Origin of the sequence: Caldimonas mangrovi (assembly GCF_023721835.1) — a bacterium.
Classification (GTDB): Bacteria; Pseudomonadota; Gammaproteobacteria; order Burkholderiales; family Burkholderiaceae_C; genus Caldimonas; species Caldimonas mangrovi.
Map to the genome: position 1 here is coordinate 222856 of NZ_JAMKFE010000008.1, position 23732 is coordinate 246587.

At 67.3% G+C, this 23732-nt stretch carries 25 protein-coding genes and 1 pseudogene; 11 read left to right on the forward strand and 15 right to left on the reverse strand.

Translation table 11 applies throughout. From position 1 onward, the window contains the following. The first annotated feature begins 42 nt into the window (after nucleotides 1-42). From recO to nagZ, 4 genes are read left to right on the forward strand one after another with little or no spacing between them, the layout of a single operon-like run. Nucleotides 43-858, forward strand: coding sequence for a DNA repair protein RecO (recO, locus tag M8A51_RS15175; protein WP_251779308.1), 816 nt, complete (start codon nucleotides 43-45; stop codon nucleotides 856-858). Beyond that, nucleotides 855-1649, forward strand: a complete 795-nt coding sequence (locus M8A51_RS15180) for a pyridoxine 5'-phosphate synthase (RefSeq protein ID WP_251779309.1) — start codon at nucleotides 855-857, stop codon at nucleotides 1647-1649. Before recO ends, M8A51_RS15180 begins: the two co-directional genes overlap by 4 nt. Then, entirely contained in the window at nucleotides 1646-2041 is a 396-nt protein-coding gene (gene acpS, locus M8A51_RS15185; protein WP_251779310.1) for a holo-ACP synthase, read from the forward strand. Before M8A51_RS15180 ends, acpS begins: the two co-directional genes overlap by 4 nt. 5 nt (nucleotides 2042-2046) lie before the next feature. Continuing rightward, entirely contained in the window at nucleotides 2047-3108 is a 1062-nt protein-coding gene (gene nagZ, locus M8A51_RS15190; protein ID WP_251779311.1) for a beta-N-acetylhexosaminidase, read from the forward strand. A 95-nt stretch (nucleotides 3109-3203) separates the two neighbouring features. Here the strand turns inward: nagZ and M8A51_RS15195 are convergent, their stop codons facing one another. After that, the gene (locus tag M8A51_RS15195; protein WP_251779312.1) at nucleotides 3204-6170 is read right to left on the reverse strand and encodes an Rne/Rng family ribonuclease; all 2967 of its coding nucleotides are present in this window, start codon (nucleotides 6168-6170) and stop codon (nucleotides 3204-3206) included. A 734-nt stretch (nucleotides 6171-6904) separates the two neighbouring features. Here M8A51_RS15195 and M8A51_RS15200 point away from each other — a divergent pair. The 4 genes from M8A51_RS15200 to sppA are packed head-to-tail and all read left to right on the forward strand — an operon-like array spanning nucleotide 6905 to nucleotide 10041. Continuing rightward, nucleotides 6905-7930: an RluA family pseudouridine synthase gene (locus M8A51_RS15200; RefSeq protein WP_407062237.1), complete on the forward strand. Its 1026-nt coding sequence runs from the start codon at nucleotides 6905-6907 to the stop codon at nucleotides 7928-7930. After that, nucleotides 7927-8592: an HAD-IA family hydrolase gene (locus tag M8A51_RS15205; RefSeq protein WP_251779313.1), complete on the forward strand. Its 666-nt coding sequence runs from the start codon at nucleotides 7927-7929 to the stop codon at nucleotides 8590-8592. Before M8A51_RS15200 ends, M8A51_RS15205 begins: the two co-directional genes overlap by 4 nt. Beyond that, nucleotides 8589-8966 (forward strand): Rieske (2Fe-2S) protein, encoded by a 378-nt coding sequence (locus M8A51_RS15210; RefSeq protein WP_251779314.1) that lies wholly within the window; start codon nucleotides 8589-8591, stop codon nucleotides 8964-8966. Before M8A51_RS15205 ends, M8A51_RS15210 begins: the two co-directional genes overlap by 4 nt. Nucleotides 8967-9024: 58 nt before the next feature. Continuing rightward, the gene (gene sppA / locus M8A51_RS15215) at nucleotides 9025-10041 is read left to right on the forward strand and encodes a signal peptide peptidase SppA (RefSeq protein WP_251779315.1); all 1017 of its coding nucleotides are present in this window, start codon (nucleotides 9025-9027) and stop codon (nucleotides 10039-10041) included. A gap of 40 nt (nucleotides 10042-10081) precedes the next feature. Here the strand turns inward: sppA and M8A51_RS15220 are convergent, their stop codons facing one another. The 8 genes from M8A51_RS15220 to M8A51_RS15255 form a co-directional block, all read right to left on the reverse strand. Further along, nucleotides 10082-11227, reverse strand: a complete 1146-nt coding sequence (locus tag M8A51_RS15220) for an ABC transporter substrate-binding protein (RefSeq protein ID WP_251779316.1) — start codon at nucleotides 11225-11227, stop codon at nucleotides 10082-10084. Nucleotides 11228-11363: 136 nt separating this feature from the next. Beyond that, complete coding sequence (gene ureG, locus M8A51_RS15225) at nucleotides 11364-12014, reverse strand: urease accessory protein UreG (RefSeq protein WP_251779317.1); 651 nt, start codon at nucleotides 12012-12014, stop codon at nucleotides 11364-11366. Then, nucleotides 12011-12688 carry an urease accessory protein UreF gene (locus tag M8A51_RS15230; RefSeq protein ID WP_251779318.1) on the reverse strand — a complete coding sequence of 226 codons (678 nt, stop codon included), beginning with the start codon at nucleotides 12686-12688 and terminating at the stop codon, nucleotides 12011-12013. The genes ureG and M8A51_RS15230 overlap by 4 nt, the downstream gene beginning before the upstream one ends. After that, entirely contained in the window at nucleotides 12688-13278 is a 591-nt protein-coding gene (gene ureE / locus M8A51_RS15235; protein ID WP_251779319.1) for an urease accessory protein UreE, read from the reverse strand. The genes M8A51_RS15230 and ureE overlap by 1 nt, the downstream gene beginning before the upstream one ends. 36 nt (nucleotides 13279-13314) lie before the next feature. Beyond that, nucleotides 13315-15042: an urease subunit alpha gene (ureC, locus tag M8A51_RS15240; RefSeq protein WP_251779320.1), complete on the reverse strand. Its 1728-nt coding sequence runs from the start codon at nucleotides 15040-15042 to the stop codon at nucleotides 13315-13317. Next, nucleotides 15042-15350 (reverse strand): urease subunit beta, encoded by a 309-nt coding sequence (locus tag M8A51_RS15245; RefSeq protein ID WP_251779321.1) that lies wholly within the window; start codon nucleotides 15348-15350, stop codon nucleotides 15042-15044. Before M8A51_RS15245 ends, ureC begins: the two co-directional genes overlap by 1 nt. Next, nucleotides 15350-15520, reverse strand: coding sequence for a hypothetical protein (locus tag M8A51_RS15250; RefSeq protein ID WP_251779322.1), 171 nt, complete (start codon nucleotides 15518-15520; stop codon nucleotides 15350-15352). Before M8A51_RS15250 ends, M8A51_RS15245 begins: the two co-directional genes overlap by 1 nt. 43 nt (nucleotides 15521-15563) lie before the next feature. Beyond that, on the reverse strand, nucleotides 15564-15866 hold the full coding sequence (locus tag M8A51_RS15255) for an urease subunit gamma (RefSeq protein ID WP_251779323.1): 303 nt from the start codon (nucleotides 15864-15866) through the stop codon (nucleotides 15564-15566). Nucleotides 15867-15942: 76 nt separating this feature from the next. Between M8A51_RS15255 and M8A51_RS15260 the strand changes: the two genes are divergently transcribed. After that, entirely contained in the window at nucleotides 15943-19410 is a 3468-nt protein-coding gene (locus M8A51_RS15260) for a hybrid sensor histidine kinase/response regulator (RefSeq protein ID WP_251779324.1), read from the forward strand. Further along, nucleotides 19391-20359 carry a response regulator transcription factor gene (locus M8A51_RS15265; protein WP_251779325.1) on the forward strand — a complete coding sequence of 323 codons (969 nt, stop codon included), beginning with the start codon at nucleotides 19391-19393 and terminating at the stop codon, nucleotides 20357-20359. The genes M8A51_RS15260 and M8A51_RS15265 overlap by 20 nt, the downstream gene beginning before the upstream one ends. 31 nt (nucleotides 20360-20390) lie before the next feature. On the opposite strand, the gene M8A51_RS15270 is transcribed toward M8A51_RS15265, so the two are convergent. The 6 genes from M8A51_RS15270 to M8A51_RS15295 form a co-directional block, all read right to left on the reverse strand. Further along, nucleotides 20391-20828, reverse strand: coding sequence for a GNAT family N-acetyltransferase (locus tag M8A51_RS15270; protein ID WP_251779326.1), 438 nt, complete (start codon nucleotides 20826-20828; stop codon nucleotides 20391-20393). 54 nt (nucleotides 20829-20882) lie between these two features. Continuing rightward, nucleotides 20883-21170 carry a hypothetical protein gene (locus tag M8A51_RS15275; protein WP_251779327.1) on the reverse strand — a complete coding sequence of 96 codons (288 nt, stop codon included), beginning with the start codon at nucleotides 21168-21170 and terminating at the stop codon, nucleotides 20883-20885. 29 nt (nucleotides 21171-21199) lie between these two features. Continuing rightward, on the reverse strand, nucleotides 21200-21538 hold the full coding sequence (locus M8A51_RS15280; RefSeq protein WP_251779328.1) for a hypothetical protein: 339 nt from the start codon (nucleotides 21536-21538) through the stop codon (nucleotides 21200-21202). A gap of 143 nt (nucleotides 21539-21681) precedes the next feature. Beyond that, a complete protein-coding gene (locus tag M8A51_RS15285) occupies nucleotides 21682-22071 on the reverse strand; it encodes a hypothetical protein (protein WP_251779329.1) in 390 nt (129 codons plus the stop codon). A gap of 111 nt (nucleotides 22072-22182) precedes the next feature. Further along, entirely contained in the window at nucleotides 22183-22803 is a 621-nt protein-coding gene (locus M8A51_RS15290; RefSeq protein ID WP_251779330.1) for a hypothetical protein, read from the reverse strand. Nucleotides 22804-23012: 209 nt separating this feature from the next. Further along, on the reverse strand, nucleotides 23013-23408 hold the full coding sequence (locus M8A51_RS15295; RefSeq protein WP_251779331.1) for a hypothetical protein: 396 nt from the start codon (nucleotides 23406-23408) through the stop codon (nucleotides 23013-23015). A 29-nt stretch (nucleotides 23409-23437) separates the two neighbouring features. Between M8A51_RS15295 and M8A51_RS15300 the strand changes: the two are divergent. Beyond that, nucleotides 23438-23732: pseudogene (locus M8A51_RS15300) on the forward strand (IS110 family transposase); the annotation flags it as partial.

Below are 23732 nucleotides of genomic sequence, written 5' to 3' on the forward strand. Positions count from 1 at the left end.
CGGTTCGCCGGGCCGCGCTCGCACGCACCGGCCGTCTGAACCATGGCCACCTCCCGGGGCCGCGGTTCCGGAGCGCGTGCCGCGTTCCGGGTGCAGGGCGAGGCGGCCTATGTGCTGCATCGCTACGACTGGAGCGAGTCCAGCCTGATTCTCGACCTGTTCACCCATCAGCACGGCCGTGTCGCCGTGGTGGCGAAGGGGGCCAAGCGGCCCTACTCACAACTGCGCCCCGTGCTGTTGCCGTTCCAGCGGCTGGTGGTGGGCTTCAGCAGCCGCGAGGAAGAGGGTGGCGATGTCCACACGCTGAAATCGGCCGAGTGGGCAGGGGGCGCGGCGATGCTGACCGGCGCGCCGCTGCTGACCGGCTTCTATCTCAACGAATTGCTGATGAAGCTGCTCGCGCGCGCCGACCCGCATCCGGTGCTGTTCAGTGCGTATGCCGAGACCTTGCCCCACCTGGCTGCCAAAGACGAGCAGCAGGTGCAGTCGACGTTGCGCGCTTTCGAACTGGTGCTGCTGCGTGAGTTGGGCGTGCTGCCCCAGCTCGACGTGGCGACGCTGACGCTGGCTCCGGTGCAGCCCGAGGCGCGCTATCGCCTGCACGGGGAAGCCGGCGTGGTGGATGCCGAACGCCAGGATGCGGCCCTCGCCGGTCGCACGCTGCAGGTGCTGCAGCAGGCGCTCGATGCGGGCTCGCTGGACATGCTGCGCGCCACCTGTGCGACCGCCTTGCCCGAACTCCGGACGGCGCTGCGCCAACTGCTTCACTATCATGTGGGTTCGCCGCAGTTGCGCACGCGTCAGATGATGGTGGACGTCCAGCGGCTGCTCGATGGACCTTCGCTGCTCAAACGATGAACCCCCTCGTTGCTCCAGAATCATCCGCACGCGGCGGCGTGACCGCACTGTCGGTCAATCTCAACAAGGTGGCGCTGCTGCGCAATACGCGGCATCTCGGCATCCCGAGCGTCACCCGGGCCGCAACGGCGGTGCTTGAGGCGGGGGCCCAGGGCCTCACGGTGCACCCGCGGCCCGACGAGCGCCACATCCGTGCCCACGATGTGCACGACCTGGCCGCACTGCTGAAAGAGTGGCCGCATGTCGAGTTCAACATCGAAGGCAACCCCTTCCACAACCTGATGGACTTCGTGCGGGCCGTGCGTCCTCATCAGTGCACTTTCGTGCCGGACACCGTCGGGCAATTCACCTCCGACCACGGTTGGACGTTTCCTCAGGATGGCAAGAAGCTGAAACCGCTGATCGCCGAGGCGCAGGCACTCGGCGTACGGGTGAGCCTGTTCATGGATCCGATGCCCGAAGCCATGGCGGCAGCGCGGGCCTGTGGTGCCGACCGGGTGGAGCTCTACACCGAGACGTACGCTCAGGCTCATGCGGCCGGCAAGGCAGCCGCGCTGCTGCCGAGCTTCGAGGCGGCCGCACGTGCGGCGATCGCCGTGGGATTGGGCGTCAATGCGGGGCACGATCTCAACCGCGACAACCTCACCGATTTCCTGCGCACGGTACCCGGTGTGCAGGAGGTGTCGATCGGCCACGCGTTCATTGCCGATGCGCTTGAGCTCGGTTACCGCGAGACCGTACACGACTACCTGCGCTGCATTCAACGCGCTTTTGCGCCCCAGGGCCGATGATCTACGGCATCGGCACCGACATCTGCGATATCCGGCGCATGCGGGCCACCTGGGAGCGGCGCGGCGAACGCTTTGCGCTCAAGGTGCTCGGCCCGCACGAGATCGAGGTGTTCCGCACCCGCTATGCGAAGGTGCCGGCGCGTGGCATTGCCTACCTGGCCACCCGCTTCTCTGCCAAGGAAGCGTTCTCGAAGGCCATCGGTCTCGGCATGCGCATGCCGATGACCTGGCGCGACTGCGAGCTGGTGAAGGCACCGAGCGGCAAGCCCCAGATACGCCTGCACGGCGGTCTCGCCGCGTGGTTCGACGCCCGCGGCTTGCGGGCCCACGTCACCGTGACCGATGAATCCGAATACGCGGCGAGTTTCGTCGTCGTCGAAACCAAGGAATGAACCTGATGGCTGCTGCCGAACATGCTCCCCATGCGCCGGTGGTGCTCGACATCGCCGGCACCGCGTTGAACGACGACGACCGCCGGCGGTTGCAGCACCCGCTCACCGGCGGGCTCATCCTGTTTGCCCGCAACTGGGAGAGCCGGCTGCAGCTCACCGAACTGACGGCCGAAATCAAGACCATCCGCCCGGACGTGCTGATCTGCGTCGACCATGAGGGTGGGCGCGTGCAGCGTTTTCGCACCGACGGCTACACCCACCTGCCGCCGATGCGCGTGCTCGGGGAGTTGTGGATGCGCGACGCGATGGCCGCCACCGACGCTGCCACCGCTTGCGGTTATGTGCTGGCTGCCGAGCTGCGCGCGTGCGGCGTCGATTTCAGCTTCACGCCGGTGCTGGATCTCGACCACGGGCCGAGCGGCGTGATCGGCGACCGCGCTTTCCATCGCGACGCGCGAGTTGCCACGGTGCTTGCCAAGAGCGTGATGCACGGCCTGCTGCTGGCGGGCATGCAATCGTGCGGCAAGCACTTCCCGGGGCACGGCTTCGTCGCGGCCGACTCGCACGTCGATGTGCCGGTCGACAAGCGCTCGCTGAAGGCCATCCTCGAAGACGATGCGAAGCCGTACGAATGGCTGAGCACCTCGCTGGCGTCGGTGATGCCGGCGCACGTGATCTATCCGAAGGTGGATGCGCAGCCGGCGGGCTTTTCGAGCCGCTGGTTGCAGGACATCCTGCGCACCCGCCTCGGTTTCACCGGCGCGATCTTCAGCGACGATCTCAGCATGCAGGGTGCGATGGTGGCCGGCACACCGGTGCAGGGCGCCATGGCGGCGCTGAACGCCGGCTGCGACATGGTGCTGCTGTGCAACCAGTCGCTCGACGGCGGCGCAGCGGTCGATGAATTGCTGGATGGCCTGCTACGCGCGTTGAACACCGGCGGCTGGCAGGCGAACGAGGCCAGCGAAGCCCGCCGGCTCGATCTGTTGCCGCAGACTGCGCCGCTCGCCTGGGACGAGCTGATGTTGCACGCCCCGTACCGGCAGGCGCTGGCTCGCCTGCCCTGACCGCGCCTCCGCGGCGCATGAAAAACAACGCCGCCGCAGGCTCAGCCTGCGGCGGCGTTGTTCTGTGAGGCGAGACCGGTCGCCCGGCCTCGCGTTCAGACCTGCGGGCGCGAGGTGTCGGAGCGGCCGCCCTCGAGCGGCAGCGAAAACTGCGACAAGTCCTTGCGCGTCTCGACCAGCACCAGCGGGCCCTCGTCGAGCGTCACCACCGGTTTCGGTTCGCGCGGCACGCGTGCAGGCGCCGGCGCGGCGGCGATGGCTTCCTGCGCTGCGCGCACCTTCTCGTCGTCGGAGTTGACCCACTCCAGCCCGGCGCCGCTGGCGATTTCGTGCAGTTGGTCGAACGGCAGCACGAAGGGGCGGGGGGCGACGGCGACCGGGACCGGCGCAGCGGCAGGCACCGGTGCAGGGGCAGGCGCCGGTTCGGCTTCGAGGGGTGCCGCTTGTGCGAGCGGCAGTTCGGCCGTCTCGCCTTCGACCACCGCGGCTTCGGAGACGAAGTCCTCGGTCACCTCGCCATCGCGCTCCCGGCGGTCGCGGCGATAGCGGTCGCGACCGCGGCCGCGCCGCCGGCCTTCGCCTTCACGCGCCGCTTCGTTCTCGGTGCCGCTGTCGGCGCCCGCCATCGCGGCTTCAGTGATGCCGGTGGCACCGACGACGCCGGTGTCGCCGGTCACGCCGGTCTCACCCGTGATGCCCGACTCGCCGGCCACCCGGGTGGCGCCCAAGGTGTCCTCGATCTCGGTACTTTCGAGCGTCTCGCCGGCTGCACCTTCCAGGGCACCGCCCTCGACGGCTTCGCGCTCGCGACGGCCGCGGCCGCCACGGCGACGGCGGCGCCCGTCGCGCTGAGCATCGCCGGACTCGGCAGCCGCGCCCTCCTGGGGCACGGTGTCGGCAAAGCCGACTTCGGGCGGGGCTTCGATCGCATCGGCAGGCACTTCACGCTCGGGGCGCGGCCCGCGGCGGCCTTCCTGGCGCGGCGGGCGCGCCTCTTGGGCGCCGGCTTCGCGCGGCTCGCGCTGTTCACGCGGCTCGCGTTGCTCACGCGGTTCACGCTCTTTGCGGGGCGTGTCGGTGCGCGACTCGCCGGCAGCCTGTTCTGCCGACTTTGCACGGTTGCGGTCGCGGCCGTCGCGGCGCCCGTCACGGTTGCCGTCGCGTCCGCCTTCGCGGTTGCCATCACGGCCGCCGCGGCGCTCGCCACGCTCGCCTCGATCGCCCCGGTCGCCGCGGCGGCGCGTGTCCTGCGCCTCCTTGGCGGCAGGGGCCGCCGGGGACACGGCAGGGGCGGGGGCTGGCGCCGATTGCGGTTCGCCGACGAACAATTTCTTCAGCCACGCGAAGAATCCACCCTCGGTAGCTGCCGCCGCCGCGGCGGGTGCCGGGGCCGGCGCAGGCACGGCGGCGGACACCGCGGCCGGTTCGGGGGCGGGCCTGGGCGGTGCCATCGGCGCGGGCTGGTCGGGCAGGATGCCCTTGATCACCGGCTCCTGCTTGGCCTTGCCGGCCTTCTCGCGACGGGTGATGCCGACCTCGTCGTCCGGCTCCTCGATCATCGTGTAGCTGGCCTGCAGTCCTTCAAGGCGAGGATCGTCGTGGCGCAGACGCTCAAGCTTGTAGTTCGGGGTGTCGAGGTGCTTGTTGGGCACCAGCAGCACGGTCACGCGCTGCTTCAGTTCGATCTTGGTGATCTCGGTGCGCTTCTCGTTCAGCAGGAAGGACGTGACTTCCACCGGCACCTGCACGTGCACGGCGGCGGTGTTCTCCTTCATCGCCTCTTCCTGCACCATGCGCAGGATCTGCAGCGCGGACGATTCGGTGTCGCGGATGTGGCCGGTGCCGTTGCAGCGCGGGCAGGTGATGTGCGAGCCTTCGCTCAGTGCGGGGCGCAGGCGCTGGCGGCTCAGTTCAAGCAGGCCGAACTTGCTGATCGAGCTGAACTGCACGCGGGCCCGGTCCTGGCGGAGCGCGTCGCGCAGCCGGGTCTCGACCTCGCGGCGGTTCTTGGACTCCTCCATGTCGATGAAGTCCACGACGATCAGGCCGCCCAGATCGCGCAGGCGCATCTGCCGGGCGATCTCGTCGGCCGCTTCCAGATTGGTGCGGGTCGCGGTTTCCTCGATGTCGCCGCCACGCGTGGCGCGCGCCGAGTTCACGTCGATCGACACCAGTGCTTCGGTATGGTCGATCACGATCGCGCCGCCGGAGGGCAGCTGCACGGTGCGCGAATAGGCCGACTCAATCTGGTGCTCGATCTGGAAGCGCGAGAACAGCGGCGCATCGTCGCGGTAGCGCTTCACCCGGTGCTCGTTGTCCGGCATCACGTGATGCATGAACTGACGAGCTTGTTCGTAGATGTCGTCGGTGTCGATCAGGATCTCGCCGATGTCCGCGGTGAAGTAGTCGCGGATCGCGCGGATCACGAGCGACGATTCCTGGTAGATCAGGAAGGCACCCTTGCCGGCCTGCGACGCGCCTTCGATCGCGGTCCACAACTGCAGCATGTAGTTGAGGTCCCATTGCAGCTCGGCGACGCTGCGACCGATGCCGGCAGTGCGCGCGATCAGGCTCATGCCCTTCGGGTACTGCAGCTGGTCGAGCGCGTCCTTCAGTTCTTCGCGGTCCTCGCCTTCGATGCGGCGCGAGACGCCACCGCCGCGAGGGTTGTTGGGCATGAGCACCAGGTAGCGGCCGGCCAGCGAGACGAAGGTGGTCAGGGCCGCGCCCTTGTTGCCGCGTTCTTCCTTCTCGACCTGGACCAGCAGTTCCTGGCCTTCCTTGATCGCATCGGAGATCTTCGCGTTGCGGACGTCGGTGCCTTCCTTGAAGTACTGGCGCGAGATTTCCTTGAACGGCAGGAAGCCGTGGCGGTCTTCGCCGTAGTCGACGAAACAGGCTTCGAGCGAGGGCTCGACGCGTGTGACGACCGCCTTGTAGATGTTGCCCTTGCGTTGCTCGCGGCCTTCGATCTCGGTCTCGAAGTCGAGCAGCTTCTGGCCGTCGACGATGGCGAGACGCCGCTCTTCCTGCTGCGTCGCATTGATCAGCATGCGTTTCATGTGCACTCCTTCGTGCCGGAACCTCGGCGGGCGCCGGCACACGAACACGTCGCCTTGCCGATGCCGCGATCGCGGCATCGGGGGCGACTCATCGATGCACGAGAAACGAAGAGGAACCGGAAGGAATCGCCCTGGACTGACGTGATCGTGTACCGATCAGCGCGACAGCGTTGGCGCGTGCGCCCGCAAGACCGCGCCCTTCGGGTGAAGGGCGGCCCAGGCTGGTTGCCGTCTCCGCGCTGTGCCGCAGGCGCAGCGCGCTGCGGCACACCCGTGCACGCGCGCAGCCGGACGGTTCATGACCGGACGGGCGCACGACGCCAGGGAGCGCGGGGAGTGGAGGAACAACAACCGGGGGGAGGTCATGGGACGCGGACAACAGGTGTTGCCGGAACGACAAGGAAGCGACGACGCTGCGATGTCTCCGGACAAGGTCGGCCTGTTGCCTGAAAACCTTGTTCTTTGGTTCTTTCGACGTTTGCTCTGCCGCAGGTCGGGCCTGAGCCGCCGCTTCACCTTGGGAAGCGGCCCGCTCCACCGGGCCTGCGTTGCATCACCGTTGGCCGGTTTTTCACGCGCTTGTTACTGCTCTGCGCGAGAGACCGACCACCACCTTGCCTGCTCGTGTTGCCGTCACTCCTGCGATCAGGGTCGGAGGGCGACAGGTAAACTCTTGAAAATCAAACACTTACAACGCAAACGTGGTGCAACGGATTATAGGCGCGAAAAGGCGTATGCAGGTGGAACGGCGTGAAACCACACGTCGCGCCCCGGCGGCCGCAGCACCCCCGCCCGTCAAGTCAGCGCCCGCTTCCTCGCTTGCAGCGGTGCAGCGGCTGTCCATCGACGAGGGTTCTTCCGGCCAGCGGCTCGACAACTTCCTGCTGAAAGTGCTCAAGGGCGTGCCCAAGACGCACGTCTACCGCATCGTGCGCAGCGGCGAGGTGCGTGTGAACAAGGGTCGGGCGTCGGCCGACACCCGGCTCGAACTGGGCGACGAGGTGCGTGTGCCGCCGCTACGGTTGCCCGACAAGGCGGCAACGCCGGCTGCTCCAGCGCGCGAGTTCCCTGTGCTGTTCGAGGACGAGCACCTGCTGGCGGTCGACAAACCGGCCGGCGTTGCGGTGCATGGCGGCAGCGGCGTCAGTTTCGGCGTGATCGAGCAGTTGCGGCGCGCGAGGCCGCAGGCGCGGTTTCTCGAGTTGGTGCACCGGTTGGACAAGGAAACGTCAGGCGTCCTGCTGCTGGCCAAGAAGCGCAGCGCGCTGACGGCGCTGCAGGACCAGTTCCGCCAGCGCGAGACCGGCAAGACCTACGCCGCCCTGGTCATCGGCGCCTGGCCGGCCGGCAAGAAGGTGATCGATGTGCCCTTGCACAAGTACCTCGACGCCGAGGGCGAGCGGCGCGTGCGTGCCGTGGCGGCCGACGCGGACGAGGGCCGGCGCTCGATCACGCTGGTCAAGGTGGCTGCCGCCTACACAGGCTATACGCTGCTGGATGTGACCATCAAGACCGGCCGCACGCACCAGATCCGGGTGCACCTGGCGCATGAGGGGCACCCGATCGTCGGCGACCCGAAATACGGCGATTTTTCGCTCAACAAGGCTTGGGCGCGCGGCGAGCGCCTTGAAGGGCACCGATTTGCGCGTATGTTCCTGCACGCGCGCCGGCTGCGCTTCGAGCATCCGGCCAGTGGCGCCACCATCGAGCTCGAAGCCGCATTGCCGGCCGAGTGCCGCGAACTTTTGAAACATTTATGAGAACCCGACCCCGCCAGTTCGATCTGGTCGTCTTCGACTGGGACGGCACGCTGTTCGACTCGACCGCACTGATCGTCCAGTGCATCCAGTCGGCCTGCGCCGACCTGCAGGTCCCCGTGCCGAGCCAGAACGCCGCGGCCTATGTGATCGGCATGGGCTTGCACGAGGCGCTGGCCCATGCCGTGCCCGGGCTGCCCAGCGAGCGCTACCCCGAGCTCGGCCTGCGCTACCGCCACCACTATTTCGCCAAGCAGCACGAACTGACCCTGTTCGACGGCGTGCTGCCGATGCTGCAGGCCCTCAAGGGGCGTCAGCACTGGCTGGGGGTTGCCACCGGCAAGTCGCGTCGCGGGCTCGACGAGGCGCTCAACACCGTGCAACTGCGCGGCGTGTTCGACGGCACCCGCACCGCCGACGAAACCCGGTCCAAACCCCACCCGCTGATGCTGCACGAGCTGATGGCCGAGTTCGGCGTCGAGCCCGAGCGCACGCTGATGATCGGCGACACCACGCACGACCTGCAGCTCGCCGCGAATGCCGGCACTGCGAGCGTGGCAGTCAGCTACGGCGCACACGAGCCATCGGCCTTCCACGAATTCGCGCCCCGCACGGTGGTGCACTCGGTGGGCGAACTGCACCGGTGGCTGGGGGACCATGCATGAGCGACCAGCAGCCAGGGCTTGAAGTGTGCGAGGCGGCCGCGCTTGAGGAGCGCGGTCGCGCCGTGAGTTTCGACGTGCTGCTGTGGAACGACAGCGTGCGCGCGTTCGCGCTGCGGTTCGACGGCCAGCCGGTCGCCTACGTCAATCGCTGCGCCCATGTGCCGGCCGAGATGGACTGGCAGCCCGACGAATTCCTCGACGACAGCCGGGAATGGATCATCTGCTCGATCCATGGCGCGGTCTACGATCCACGCAACGGCCGGTGTGTCGGCGGCCCGTGCAACGGGGGGCGGTTGATCCCGTTGAAGGTCGAGGAGCGCAACGGCAAGGTCTATTGGTATCCTTCCGACGATATCCAGCCGGCATTTGCCTGAGACGCCACCGACACGGCCAGCGTCGCTTCCGTCTTCCCCCATTCTTCCGGACACGCTCATGAGTTCCCTCGACCCTGGCTCCGCTTCGAGCTCGTACGATGACGCCGCGCCCGCGCCCGCGCCCGTGCCCGCGGCGGCACCTGCAGCGGCGACGGCGGCCGACACCGGCCTGGTGGCCGAACTGGCCCGCGCCTACCTGCTCGATCGCAAGCGCGAGCGGCGCTGGCGCATCTTCTTCCGGCTGTCGTGGCTGCTGCTGGCCGCCTTTGTGGTGGTGGCGTTGATGCTGCAGGGCGCTGCCAGCACCGCGCCCGCCGGTCCGCACACCGCGCTGATCGAAGTGCGCGGCGAGATCGCCCTGGAAGCCGAGGCCAGTGCCGAGAACCTGTTGTCGGCCCTGCGCAGCGCTTTCGAGGACCCGGGCTCCCGGGCCGTGGTGCTGCGCATCAACTCGCCCGGCGGCAGCCCGGTGCAGGCAGGCATCATCAACGACGAGATCCGTCGGCTCAAAGCCTTGCACAAGAAGAAGGTCTATGCCGTCATCGAGGAGGTGTGCGCCTCTGGCGCCTACTACATCGCGGTGGCCGCCGACGAAATCTACGTCGACAAGGCGTCCATCGTCGGCTCGATCGGCGTGCTGATGGACAGCTTCGGATTCACCGGGCTGATGGATCGGCTGGGCATCGAGCGCCGCCTGCTGACGGCCGGCGAGCACAAGGGCTTCCTCGACCCGTTCTCGCCGCAGTCGGACGAGGAGAAGGCCTATGCACAGGCGATGCTCGACCAGATCCACCAGCAGTTCATCGCTGTGGTGAAAGAGGGCCGCGAAGGCCGTCTGAAGGAAACCCCCGAACTGTTCTCGGGCCTGTTCTGGAACGGCGAACAGGCCGTGGCGCTGGGGCTGGTGGACCAGTTCGGCACGCTCGACTATGTCGCGCGCGAAGTGGTCAAGGCCGAAGAGGTGATCGACTACACCCCGCGCGAGAACGTGGCCGAGCGCCTGGCTAAGCGTTTCGGTGCGTCCATCGGCGAGGGCGCCGTGCGTGCGTTGCGCAGCGCTGGATCACTGCGCTGAGACACGGCGGTCGCAGGTACCTGCCCTGCCGCTGCGCTCGCTAGCGGCGGAAGCGTTCGCCGTTGTAGTAGGTCAGCTCGACGTAGTTGGAGCCCTCGTGGTCCTTGGGGCCGTACGCCAGCTCGAAGCCGCCCATGTCGTACGGGCGCATGGAATGGAAGGCGCCGATGAAGCGCTCGCGCGTGACGCCGCGACCGCCGCGGCGCAGGCCCTCGATCAGCAGACGCGCACTGACGTAGCCCTCGAGCGACGAATGGCCGGTGGTGGGGAAGCCTGATCTCTTCATCGCGGCCTGGTAGGCCTTGACGACGGGAAGCACGACGCTGTCCGGGTTCGGCACGACCTGGGCCACGGCGATGCCCTTGGCGGCTTCGCCCAGGGCGTCGAGCAGCGGCTTGGTGCCGAGGAAAGAGATCGAGAACGGCGCGGCACCCGCGATGCGCGGCCGCAGCGAACGGTAGAACGGAATGCCACTGGCCCCCACCGCGAACGAGGTCAGCGAGTTCGGCTGCCACGCGGCGATCTCGTCGACCAGCTTCGGGATGTCCTCGGGCGAGTCGCCCAGCAGGAAGGCTTTCCAGTCGGTGTTCTTGTGCTGCTTGGCCGCCGCTTCGAATGCCGCCAGCGTGGCCTTGCCGAAGGGATTCTCGGAGTACGCCACCGCGCATTTCGTCTGGCCGGTCGTGCCCAGGTGCTGCACGATCTTCGCGATCTCGGTGGAGTAGCTGGCGCGGGCGTGGATCACCAGCGGGTTGAACGCGCGCAATGCATCGAAGCCCGTGGCCGGTGCGATGAGAGGCACCCTGGCCTGCATGGCCACCGGCATCATGCCCAGCACGCTGGTGGTGCCGCCGCAGGCGAAGAAGGTGAACACGTTGTCGGCACCCACCAGTTGCTTCGCGTTCTCGGTGGCTTTCTGCGGCACGCCGCCGTCGTCCAGGCTGCGCAGTTCGAGGCGCCGGCCCTCGACGCCGCCGCGCTCATTGACCTCGTCGAACGCCGCCTTGATGCCCTTGTTCATTTCGACGAACGGAAAGGCCAGCGGGCCGCTGAGCGCCGCGGTCTGGCCGATCAGCAACGTGTCGGATTGCGCGCGCACCCAGGTGGGTGCTGCGCACGCCGCCGCGGCGGCTCCGGCTGCCTTGAGCAGTTGCCGGCGTGAACCCCGGTGGGGCGTCTTGATCATCGTGTCTCCTCGGAAGGGCGCCATTGTGAAGCGCTCTGCGGTGCGATGACGCAAGACTAGAGGGGTGTACCAAATCGTAAATGTCCCGCGCGCGACAGCTTTCCACCAGGGAAAACGCGGGTCGGCGGCGATTCGGTCACGACGAGGTCAAAAGACCTTTGCGTTCGATGAAGGCAATCACGTCGGCCAGGCCGGCCCGTGTCTTGAGGTTGGTCATGACAAAGGGCCGCGACGGGCGCATGCGCTGCGTGTCGGCCTCCATCACGGCCAGGTCGGCACCGACGTGCGGTGCGAGGTCGGTCTTGTTGATGACGAACAGGTCGCTCTTGGTGATGCCCGGGCCGCCCTTGCGCGGGATCTTTTCGCCGGCGGCCACGTCGATCACGTAGATCGTCAGATCGGACAATTCCGGGCTGAAGGTGGCGGCGAGGTTGTCTCCGCCCGACTCGATGAAAACGATGTCCGCGTTCGGGAATTTGTCGAGCATGCGGTCGACCGCCTCGAGGTTGATCGAGGCGTCCTCGCGGATCGCGGTGTGCGGGCAGCCGCCGGTCTCGACGCCCATGATGCGGTCGGGCTCCAGCGCACCGGCCACGGTCAGCAGGCGCTGGTCTTCCTTGGTGTAGATGTCGTTGGTGACGACGACCAGGTCGTAGTGCTCGCGCATCGCCTTGCAAAGCATCTCGACCAGCGTCGTCTTGCCTGAACCGACGGGGCCGCCCACGCCGACGCGCAGCGGCGGCAGTTTCTTGGTGCGGCCGGCGATGGAGTGCAGGGTCGTGGTCATGATCGGAACAATCGGGAGTATTGGGTTTCGTGCCGCGACGAGAGGATCGCGAGCATCGGGGTGAACGCCTGCCGTTCGGCGTCGGTGAGGCGCAGGGCGTGTGCCGCCACCGCCGGGATCTCGCCGGCCAGCCGGCCGAGGATGCGTTGCCCGGCGCTCTGGCCGAGCGGCACGGCCTTGATCGCCGCCTGCACCATGTTCTCGGCCCAGCCGAAGGCGAACGAAAGCAGCGCGTCGTGCACCGGGGCGGCCGTTTGCGCCGCGGCGAGCGCATAGGCGATCGGGTAGGCGGGGGCGGGTTTCAGGGCCGCGAGCGTGGCGAGACGGTCGTCGTTGCCCCGGTTGCGCAACCATTCGAGCAGCGAGCGGCCCATCTGTTCGGTCTGCTGGCGCAGTTCGGCCGACTCGCGCGTGGCGAGCACCCAGTCGTTCAGCACACCGATGCGCTGCGTGTCGCCGCTGCGCCATGCGCCGATCGCCGACGCCAGCGCAGCCAGATCGCCGCGGCCGAGGCTCAAGGCGAGTTGGTCGAGCAACCAGTCGCCTGCCTGCGCCTCGTTTGTCACTCGGCCGTCGTCGACGCAGGCCTCCAGCCCCTCGGAATAGCTGAAGCCGCCCACCGGCAGTGCCGGCGAGGCCAGCCACATCAACTGCAGCAGGGTGGCGGCGGACATCAGTGGTCGTGCTTGCAGTTCGGGCCGTGCACGTGAATCTTTACCTCGGCCGGTGAGTGCGAGTGGCCATGGTGATGGCCAGCGTGCCCGTGCTCATGATCATCGTCGCGCGCATGCGAGTGTCCGTGCGCGTGCCCCCCCGCATAGGCCCCGCCTTCCGGCTCGAAGGGCGCCTGGGCTGCGCTGACGATCAGGTGCATCTGCCGCAGCATGTCGGCCAGCACATGATCGGGTTCGAGCTTCAGATGGTCGGGCTGCAGTTCGAGTTGCACATGCCGGTTGCCCAGGTGATAGGCCGCGCGCAGCAGGTCGAAGGGCCTACCGTGCTCGGCACAGTGCCTGACCACGAGCACCGGTTGCGGCGCGGCCAGCACGCGGACCAGCGAGCCGTCTTCGGCCACCAGTACGTCGCCGCCACGCACTGCCGTGCCGCGGGGCAGGAAAACGCCGAGCGTGCGGCCCTGCGAGTCGGTGGCGTCGAAGCGGCTCTTCTGCCGCACGTCCCAGTCGAGTTCGACCGTGGCGGCGCGCTTGAGCAGCACGGGGGCAAGGCCGCGGCCCTGCGAAAGGAGCTTGTTGACGGTGAGCATGCGGTACACCTGTGCGTGATGCCCGGTGTGGGCGGGTCAGAACAGGAAGTATCGCTGCGCCATCGGCAGCACGCTGGCCGGCTCGCAGGTCAGCAACTGGCCGTCGGCGCGCACTTCGTAGGTCTGCGGATCGACCTGCATCGCGGGTGCGTAGCCGTTGTGCACCATGTGTGCCTTCTTTACGCTGCGGCAGCCGCGGACGGCAGCCACCGTCTTGTGCAGCCGGTAGGCGTCGGCCACGCCGGCGGCCATCGCGGCCTGGCTCAGGAAGGTCAGCGACGTGCGTGCCAGTGCGCCGCCGTAGCTGCCGAACATCGGGCGGTAGTGCACCGGCTGCGGGGTCGGGATCGACGCGTTCGGGTCGCCCATTGCGGCCATCGCGATGAAGCCGCCCTTCATCACCAGCGCCGGCTTCACGCCGAAGAAGGCCGGCTTCCACAGCACCAGGTCGGCCCATTTGCCTTCCTCGATGCTGCCCACCTCGTGCGAGATGCCGTGCGAGATGGCGGGGTTGATGCCGAGCTTGGCGACATAGCGCTTCACGCGCGCGTTGTCGTGGCGCCCGGTGTCGCCGGGCAGCGGGCCGCGCTGCTGCTTCATCTTGTGCGCGGTCTGCCAGCAGCGCAGGATCACCTCGCCCACGCGGCCCATGGCCTGCGAGTCGGAGCTGAACATGCTGATCGCGCCCAGGTCGTGCAGGATGTCCTCGGCGGCGATCGTCTCGCGGCGGATGCGGCTTTCGGCGAAGGCGAGGTCCTCGGCGATGCTGGCGTCGAGGTGATGGCACACCATCAGCATGTCGAGGTGCTCGTCGATGGTGTTGACGGTGTAGGGCCGCGTCGGGTTGGTCGACGAGGGCAGCACGTTGGCCTCTGCGACCACCTTGAGGATGTCCGGTGCGTGGCCGCCGCCCGCGCCTTCGGTGTGGAAGGTGTGGATGGTGCGGCCCTTGAAGGCGGCGATGGTGTCCTCGACGAAGCCGCTCTCGTTCAGCGTGTCGGTGTGGATGGCCACCTGCACGTCGGTCTCTTCGGCGACCGTCAGGCAGGTGTCGATGGCCGACGGCGTGGTGCCCCAGTCCTCGTGCAGTTTCAGTGCAATGGCGCCGGCCTCGACCTGCTGGCGCAGCGCCTCGGGGCGGCTGGCGTTGCCCTTGCCGAAGAAGCCGAGGTTCATCGGGAAGGCGTCGGCCGCCTGCAGCATGCGCGCGATGTTCTCGGGGCCGGGCGTGCAGGTGGTGGCAAAGGTGCCGGTGGCCGGGCCGGTGCCGCCGCCGAGCATGGTCGTGATGCCCGAGGCCAGCGCTTCTTCGATCTGTTGCGGGCAGATCCAGTGGATGTGGGTGTCGATGCCGCCCGGCGTGACGATCATGCCCTCGGCAGCGATCACCTCGGTGCCGGGGCCGACGACGATATCGACGCCCGGCTGCACATCGGGGTTGCCGGCCTTGCCGATCTTGACGATGCGTGAGCCCTTGATGCCGATGTCGGCCTTCACGATGCCCCAGTGGTCGACGATGAGCGCGTTGGTCAGCACGCAGTCGACCGCGTCCATCGCGCCGGGGCCGTTGACGCGCTGGCTCTGGCCCATGCCGTCGCGGATGGTCTTGCCGCCGCCGAACTTTACTTCTTCACCGTATCCGCCGGCGGCCAGCGTGTAGTCGCGCTCGACCTCGATGACCAGATCGGTGTCGGCCAGCCGCACGCGGTCGCCCACCGTGGGGCCGAACATCTCGGCATAGGCACGTCGTTGCACGGTGGCCATCAGAGCGCTCCCTGGACTTGTGCGCGGAAACCGTAGACCAGGCGATCACCGGCATAGTCGACCAGTTCGACGGTGCGCTGCTGTCCCGGCTCGAAGCGCACCGCCGTGCCCGAGGCGATGTTCAGGCGCATGCCGCGTGCCGCGGCGCGGTCGAACTTGAGCGCGCCGTTGGTCTCGGCGAAGTGGTAGTGCGAGCCGACCTGGATCGGGCGGTCGCCGGTGTTTTCGATCACCAGCGTGATGGTGCGGCGGCCCGGATTGAGCGTGTGGTCGGGGCCGTCGGTCAGCAGTTCACCGGGCACGCCCATCACTTCCTCCCCGACCACCACCAGACCGCGCCGATCACGGCGGCCAGCGCCACGTAGCCGAACACGTCGGTGGCATGCCAATGGTGCGTGCCGGGCAGGCTGTGGCCTTCGTGCGCTTGAACAGTCAGGCCGGTCAAGCCCAGCAGCAGAAAAGTCGCGGCTCGTTTCATCAGGTTCTCCGATGGGGCATTGTTTGCACGCATTCGGTGCGGTTCATGCAATGGGTTGGTGCACCGTCACCAGTTTGGTGCCGTCGGGAAAGGTGGCTTCGACCTGGATCTCGGGAATCATCTCGGCCACACCGTCCATCACGTCGGCCCTGGCGAGCACGCTCTTGCCCTCGCTCATCAGCTGCGCGACGGTCTTGCCGTCGCGCGCGCCTTCCATGATGGCCGCGCTGATCAGCGCCACGGCTTCCGGGTAATTGAGCTTCAGGCCGCGGGCCTTGCGGCGCTCGGCCAGCAGGGCGGCCGTGAAGATCAACAGCTTGTCTTTTTCGCGGGGCGTCAGTTCCATGGCATTCCTGGCGTGGCCGTCGTCGAGGCATCGAAATTGCGAACCGCTCAGGCCTTAGCTGCATTCAATGCAAGACATGGACCCGATTGCTTCGCCGCCGCTGCCTGCGCCCGGTGCCACCTCCGGCACCGGCGAGGCGCTGCAACGCGTGATCAAGGTCCGGCGAGACTACAACAGCTGGGTGGCCAGCGAAACCCTGGAGGACTACGCGCTGCGCTTCACGCCGCGAGCCTTCCGCAAGTGGTCGGAACTGCGGGTGGCGAACACCGCGTTCGGTGCCGCCTCGTTCCTGGTGCTGGAGGCGGTGGGCGCCACGCTGCTGGTCGAGTACGGCTTTCTCAATGCCTTCTGGGCCATCGTCACCACCGGGCTGATCATCTTCCTGGCCGGGCTGCCGATCAGCGTCTACGCCGCCCGGCACGGCGTCGACATGGACCTGCTGACCCGCGGCGCCGGCTTCGGCTACATCGGCTCGACCATCACCTCGCTGATCTACGCCAGCTTCACTTTCATTTTCTTCGCGCTCGAGGCGGCCATCATGGCGTACGCCCTCGAACTCGCCTTCGACATCCCGCCCGCGTGGGGTTACCTGATCTGTGCGCTGGTCGTCCTCCCGCTCGTCACGCACGGCGTCACCGTGATCAGCCGGTTGCAGGTGTGGACGCAGCCGGTCTGGCTGGTGATGCTGGTGCTGCCCTTCGTCTATGTGTTCGACCAGAACCCGGCGGCGCTGACCGGGCTGATCGGGTACGGCGGCCAGGGCGGCGGGCCGGCGCAGTTCGACCTGCTGCAGTTCGGTGCCGCGATGACGGTGGGCGTGGCGCTGATGACGCAGATGGGCGAGCAGGTCGACTACCTGCGCTTCATGCCCGAGAAAACCCCCCGCAACCGCGTGCGCTGGTGGGCCGGCGTGTTGATCGGCGGCCCCGGCTGGGTGGTGCCTGGCGTGTTGAAGATGCTGGGCGGCGCGTTGCTCGCGTACCTGGCGATCAGCCATTCGGTGCCGGTGGACCGGGCGGTGGACCCGAACCAGATGTACCTGGTGGCGTATGGCTATGTCTTTTCTCACGTGGGTTGGGCCGTGGCTGCGACCGCCGTGTTCGTCGTGATCTCGCAGCTCAAGATCAACGTCACCAACGCCTACGCCGGCTCGCTCGCGTGGAGCAACTTCTTCGCTCGCGTCACGCACAGCCACCCCGGGCGGGTGGTGTGGGTGGTGTTCAACACGCTGATCGCGCTGATGCTGATGGAGCTCAACGTCTTCCAGGCGCTGGGCAAGGTGCTGGGGCTGTACTCCAACATCGCCATCTCGTGGATGATGGCCGTGGTGGCCGACCTGGTGATCAACAAGCCGCTGAAGCTGTCGCCGCCGGGCATCGAGTTCAAGCGTGCGCACCTGTACGACGTGAACCCGGTCGGCGTCGGTGCCATGGGCATTGCTTCGCTGCTGTCGGTCGCCGCCAACCTGGGCTTCTTCGGTCCCGCGTTCGAGGCGTTCTCGGCGCTGATCGCCCTGTTGACCGCATTCATCGCCGCACCGGCGATCGCCTGGATCACGAAAGGCCGCTACTACCTCGCGCGGCGGCCCGAGCCGCCGCTGGCCACGTCGGCCGGCGGCTTGAAGGGCGTGTACCGCTGCACCGTGTGCGAAGGCGAATACGAGCGCGACGACATGGCGCGCTGCCCGGCCTACCAGGGCATGATCTGCTCGCTGTGCTGCTCGCTCGACGCGCGCTGCCACGACCTGTGCAAGCCGCAGGCGCGGTTGTCGGCGCAATGGCTGGCCGCCGCGAAAGCCTTGCTGCCGCGGCCGGTGTGGGCACGGCTGAACACCGAGCTGGGTCACTTCCTGCTGCTGATGGGCGTGATCGTGCCGGCGCTGGGCGTGCTGTTCATGCTGGTCTATCACCAGGAGCTGCGGTCCTTCGGCACCCGCGCGGCGGAGCTGGAGCCGGCGCTGCGCCTCGCCTTCGTGAAGGTGTATGCGTCGCTGGTGGTGGTCGGCGGCGTGGTGGCCTGGTGGCTGGTGCTGGCCCACAAGAGCCGCCAGGTGGCGCAGGAGGAATCCAACCGCCAGACGCATCTGCTGGTGCGCGAGATCGATTCGCACCGACGCACCGACGAACAGTTGCAGCAGGCCAAGCGCCAGGCCGAGCAGGCCAACCAGGCCAAGAGCCGCTACATCTCGGCCATCAGCCACGAGCTGCGTACGCCGCTCAACAGCATCCTGGGCTATGCACAGTTGCTCGACGAGGACGACAGCCTGCCGGCGCACCGCAGGCAGGCCGTGACCGTGATCCGCCGCGGTGGCGACCACCTGCTGTCGCTGATCGAGGGCACCTTGGACATTGCCCGCATCGAAAGCGGCAAGCTCACGCTCGACGTCAAGCCGATGCGCTTTGCCGAATGCGTGCAGCAGATTGCCCGCATGTTCGAGCTGCAGGCGGCCGGCAAGGGCATCGCGTTCGAGACGCAGTTTCTCGGCACCGTGCCCGACGTGGTGCGTGCCGACGAGAAGCGCTTGCGGCAGATCCTGCTCAACGTGGCGGGCAATGCGGTGAAGTTCACCACCAGCGGCCGCGTCGTGTTCCGCCTGAAATACGCACGTGAGCTGGCGCTGTTCGAGATCGAGGACACCGGGCCCGGCATCGCGCCCGAGGAGATCAGCCGCATCTTCGAGCCCTTCGCGCGTGGGTCGGCCGCCGGCAGCGGCCCGAGCGGCGGCACCGGCCTGGGGCTGACGATCAGCAAGATGCTGACCGACCTGATGGGCGGCGAGATGACCGTGAGCAGCACCGTGGGGCAGGGCACGCTGTTTCGCATCCGCCTGTTCCTGCCGCAGCTGCATGCCGCCGTGGCCGAGCAGGTGTTGCCGAAGCCGCGCACGGGCTACCTGGGGCCGCGTCGGCGCATCCTGGTGGTCGACAACGAGGAAGACGACCGCGGCCTGCTGGTGAGCCTGCTGGAACCGCTGGGCTTCGAGCTGCGGCAGGCGGCGTCCGGGCATGCCTGCCTGGACCTGCTGCGCGCCTCGGCTTTCGAGCCCGACGCGATCTTCATGGACCTGGCGATGCCCGGCATCGACGGCTGGGAGACGATACGCACGATACGCCGGGAAAGCCTGAGCGGTGCGCACGTGGCGATCGTCTCGGCCAACGCCTTCGACAAGGGGCTGGACAACGACGTCGGCATCACGCCGGCGGACTTCCTGGTCAAGCCGGTGCGCCTGAGCGAACTGCTCGACTGGCTGGGACAGCGGCTGCAACTCGAATGGACCGACACGGCCCGCGTAGCGCCGCAGCCCGCACCAGTGCCGACGGTGGCCGAGAACGCCGTGCCGCCCGAACACCGCCTGCAGGCCTTGCAGGAGCTGATCGACCTGGGCTATTTCAGAGGCATTCTCAAGCTGCTCGACGAGATCGAGGCGGAGGACGCCCGCCACGGGGCCTATGTTCGCCGCCTGCGCGAGCTGGCGCGACAGTTCCAGCTCGAAGCCATGACCCACGTTCTGCGCCAGGCCCGCGATGACAGCCATGCTTTCTGATCCCTCGCCCGACGCCGTCCGCATCGACCGCACCGCGAGCGACGTGGTGCTGATCGTCGACGACGTGCCCGACAACCTGGCTGTGTTGCACGACGCGCTCGACGAGTCGGGCTACACCGTGCTGGTGGCCACCAACGGCGACAGCGCGCTGCAGCGCGCCGCGCAGGCCGTGCCCGACATCATCCTGCTCGACGCCGTGATGCCCGGCATGGACGGTTTCGAGGTGGCGCGCCGGCTGAAGGCCCAGCCCGAGACCGGCCACATCCCGATCGTCTTCATGACCGGCCTGACCGAAACCGAGCATGTGGTGGCTGCTTTCCAGGCCGGCGGGGTCGACTACGTCACCAAGCCCATCAAGCCCAAGGAAGTCCTGGCGCGCATCGTCGCCCACGTGCAAGGCGCACGGCTGGCACGGCAGGCCCGCAATGCGCTCGATGCCTTCGGGCACGCGACGATGGTGGTGCGCTCGAGCGACGGTCGCGTGGTGTGGCAGACGCCGCTGGCGCGCCGCTTCCTGCAGGACTACCTGGGCTGCCGTGAGCCGGTGGTGCCGCAAGCCGTGCTGGCGTGGGTGCGCACGCAGTCAGCCCGCCACCCCGACAGCCGCGAGCCGGTCACGATGACCATCGTGCAGGGCGCGCGGCGGCTGGTGTTCGCACTGCACGAGCAGACCGGCGACGGCGAATGGCTGCTGGTGATGCGCGAAGCGTCGGATGCGTCGGCCATCGACGCCTTGACGCATGCCTTCAGGCTGACCGCCAAGGAAGGCGAGGTGCTGTACTGGGTGGTGAAGGGCAAGACCAACCGCGACATCGCCGACATCCTGGGCTCGAGCCCGGCCACCGTGAAGAAGCACCTGGAGCATGTGTTCGAGAAGCTCGGCGTGGAGACGCGGACCGCGGCCGCGGGGCTGGCGATCAGCAGGGTGGGGCAGCTGGGACACCGGTGAAGCGTGGAAAGCCGAGACGGCAGCGCGCCGCTCAAAGGGGAAAGTCGTAGCGGATGAAGCCGTTGAACTTGCCCACCTTGTCGTACAAGGCGCGCGCAGCGGCGTTGTGCTCTTGCGTCAGCCAGTAGTAGCGCGCGGCCCCCGCCTGCCGGGCCCGTGCTGCCACGGCCTCGATGAGCGCCCGGGCAACGCCTTTTCCCCGGGCCTGCGGGGACACGAACAGGTCTTGCAAATAGCAGATCTCGGGGGCCCAGGTGCTCGTGTGGAAAAGGTAGTGAGCGATGCCAACCATCACGCCATCGGCGCGCGCGCCCATACCGAACACCCCGTCTTGTTCAAGAAGACGGCCCCATGCGGTGTCGTACTCGGCGGCGGACACCTCGGTCTGGTAGAACGCCTTGTAGCCCCGCGCCAGGGCTTCCCAGCTGGAGCGGTCTTCGGCTGACAGGGGAGAGATGAGCAGGTTCATTGCAGGTTTCGATCCGGAAAGCAGCCCGATGCCCGCTGCAGGCCCTGTGGCAAGCTAGTCGGCACCATCGAGGGTCTCTTGAATGTTCTTGACGGAGCGGCCCGAGAGCCCGAAGTCATCGCCCGGATCCACCGGCTCCCGATACCGGCGCGAGGGCGCCTGCGCCGATCGATGCACGGCCAAGACGATCGCCGCACCGATCAGGGGAACGAGCCACACGAGCAGCAGCTGTGCGAGCTTCTGCCTGCGTTCGCAGAGAACATCTCCTACGACGAGGCGGGTGGCTTGGACACTGAGTCCCAACGGGATGACGACGATAGCCAGTGCGAGCGCGACTTCCATGGACGTATGGCGAGCGTTTGAAAGAACCGTCAGTCCTCTTCCGAGTCGTCATCTTCATACGGCTCACAACGCCAGGGGCCGTCTGGGGACTCTCTGTAGGCGGCCCACCCGGCAGGAAGGCCGGACAGGATGCCGATGGAGCTGTCACGCTCGTAGGCGCAGCCGAGGCAGATGATCTTGCAATCGTCTTCGTCGGTGGCCCCGCCATGCAGCAACTGCCAATCTCCGTCGTGGTCATGGAAGACCTGCAGCACGGGGTCGCCACCGTGGAGTGCGCGCACCGAGATGTAGGCGAGCCTGTTGATCGGCTCGGAGAAGGGCCATGCTCCTGGCAGGAAAGAATGAGGATGTTCCTCGACGGTATCCATGAGGCGGCTCAATGAAGTTTCAGCGGGGCTTGGCGGGCGATGGCGCGGGCTGCGGATCGTCTGCTCGATGGGGCGGCTTCTCGGCTGAGATGTCGTCGACTCGCTGGGTCTACGGGGCGCGCGCAACAGTAAACACAGAACCGCTACGCATAAAGCCCCAAGCCCGTCAGCACCGCGACACCGAGAAAGCCTGCCCAGCCCAGGTGCCGGCCCTTGGTCCCCACCAGTACCAGCAGCGAACACGCCACCATGGCGACCATGATGGCGCGGGCCACGATCAGCACTTCTTGCGCGTTGGACGAAGGTAGCGAGAAGCCAACGAGCGCTGCCGCGACGCACCAACCGAGCGCCGTGGCCACGTGCCAGCTCGCCCACAGTATGCGAACGTGACCCTCGCGCAGGAGCGTGCCGCCATCGGTGGGAATGGGGCCTGCCCGCCGCATGCGGTGAAAGACCATGCGCTCCCCCAACACCGAATGCGCCACACCGATCACGAAGGTGAGAACCGCCGCTGCGAAGAAATACCAGTTCATGCAAGCGCCTTCCAAAGAGTCCGGACGATGTGTTGTGGCTCAACAGCGAAAGCCGGCGGCCGGCCGCCAGCGCGGCTGCTTGCGCGCATGGCCAGGCCGTGGGCCCGCCACTCACCTTCCATCGATGATGGCCTGATATCGGCGCACCACCTGACCGGCCGGCGCGGTGGCGTCCGTCGCCACGGGCACGCGCAGCGTTTCCTCGGTGCGATAGGTGTTGACCGTGGCGCTCGAAGTATGGACCGTCGTATTCATAACCATGCCGAATTCGATCGACGGAGGGCGGGAGGCGAGGTAACGCACGCTGTGAAGGCGCCGGCCGCACGTCGCCGACAGGGGGAAATAGCCGCCGCCGATCAGCACGCCGTCATCGCCGAAGATCACTTCCAGGCCTGCCGCGGGAATGGTCCGCGGCGGTTTGTAGAAGTTGGTCATGACGCTTCCGGCGGGGATGCGCTGTTCTTCTTCGCAAAAGCGATGGAACTGGTCGGCTGGCACCGTCCAGCGTGCAATGACACTCCGCCCGTTGTACAGCTCGCGAAATACCCGGATCTTGCTCCAGTAGTGAACGAAGAAGACAGGGCACAGCAGTGCAGGGAACAGCCCCAGCGCCAGCAGCGGGGACCCGGTCCGGCCGGTTTCTCGCATGTCCATCGCGCCCAGCAGAACAAGAACGATGCTGACGACGGTGGCGAGACCGAAAAGCGCCGCGTTTCGCACGGGATTGCGCACGCCGCTGCTTCTCGCCCGCCGTCTTTTCATCTGCTGCCCTCGGTCACTGCTGGAACCGGCGCGAGCCTTGAGGCTGAACGATTCCGCCCGGAGCTTGCGTCGATGTCATCGGTACACCCATTTGCGTTCGGTGAGAGTGTCGACGGAATCGGTGCAAGCTCCACGTCCGTTCGATGGAATGATTGGGCATCGTGTCGTTGACGCGCTTCTTAGTTCACGGCTCGCATGGCTAGATATGGGGCAATGAGCAGTGCGGCTGACACACCGAGGGTGACGAGAAGCCACGTGAACCGCTTGGTCCCGAATGCACCAGCTCTCTCGAAGCACTTTACCGCGACGATTGCGATAGGAAACAACAACAGGGAAAGCGGGAGGAAGTAGGCCGCTCCGACCCCTTCGTGCACATGCCCGGACGTTGCATAAACGGCGCCCCACACGAGACCCGGCACAAGCGACATGCCGATCAGCGCGCCGCACAGCCCGGCCAATGAAGCTTCTTTTGAGGACGCTTGCGTGTCGATCTGTCGCTCGATGGGAATACGAAGGGACATCCCCAGTCCTGCAACGGCGACAAAGAGCGCCAAGATTGGTGGTTGCGAATTCATCAATCTGAAGCTTTGGAAAGGGGAAGTCCGTGGAGCAGATTACACGAGGCGAACGTTGCCGGGAAGCCACCCGGGTGGGTGTGGACCTGGCCAAGCAGGTGATCCAGGTGCACGCGGTGGATAGGCGCGGCCGGGTGATCACCAGCCGGGCGCTGCGACGCGATCAGTTCCTGCCATGGTGCGCGCAATTGCCCACTGGTTGCCTCGTGGCGATGGAGGCCAGCTCAAGCGCCCACCACTGGGGCCGCCGGCTGCAAGCGATGGGGCTGGACGCACGCATCATCTCCGCACAGCTGGCCGCGCCGTACCGCATGCAAGGCCACA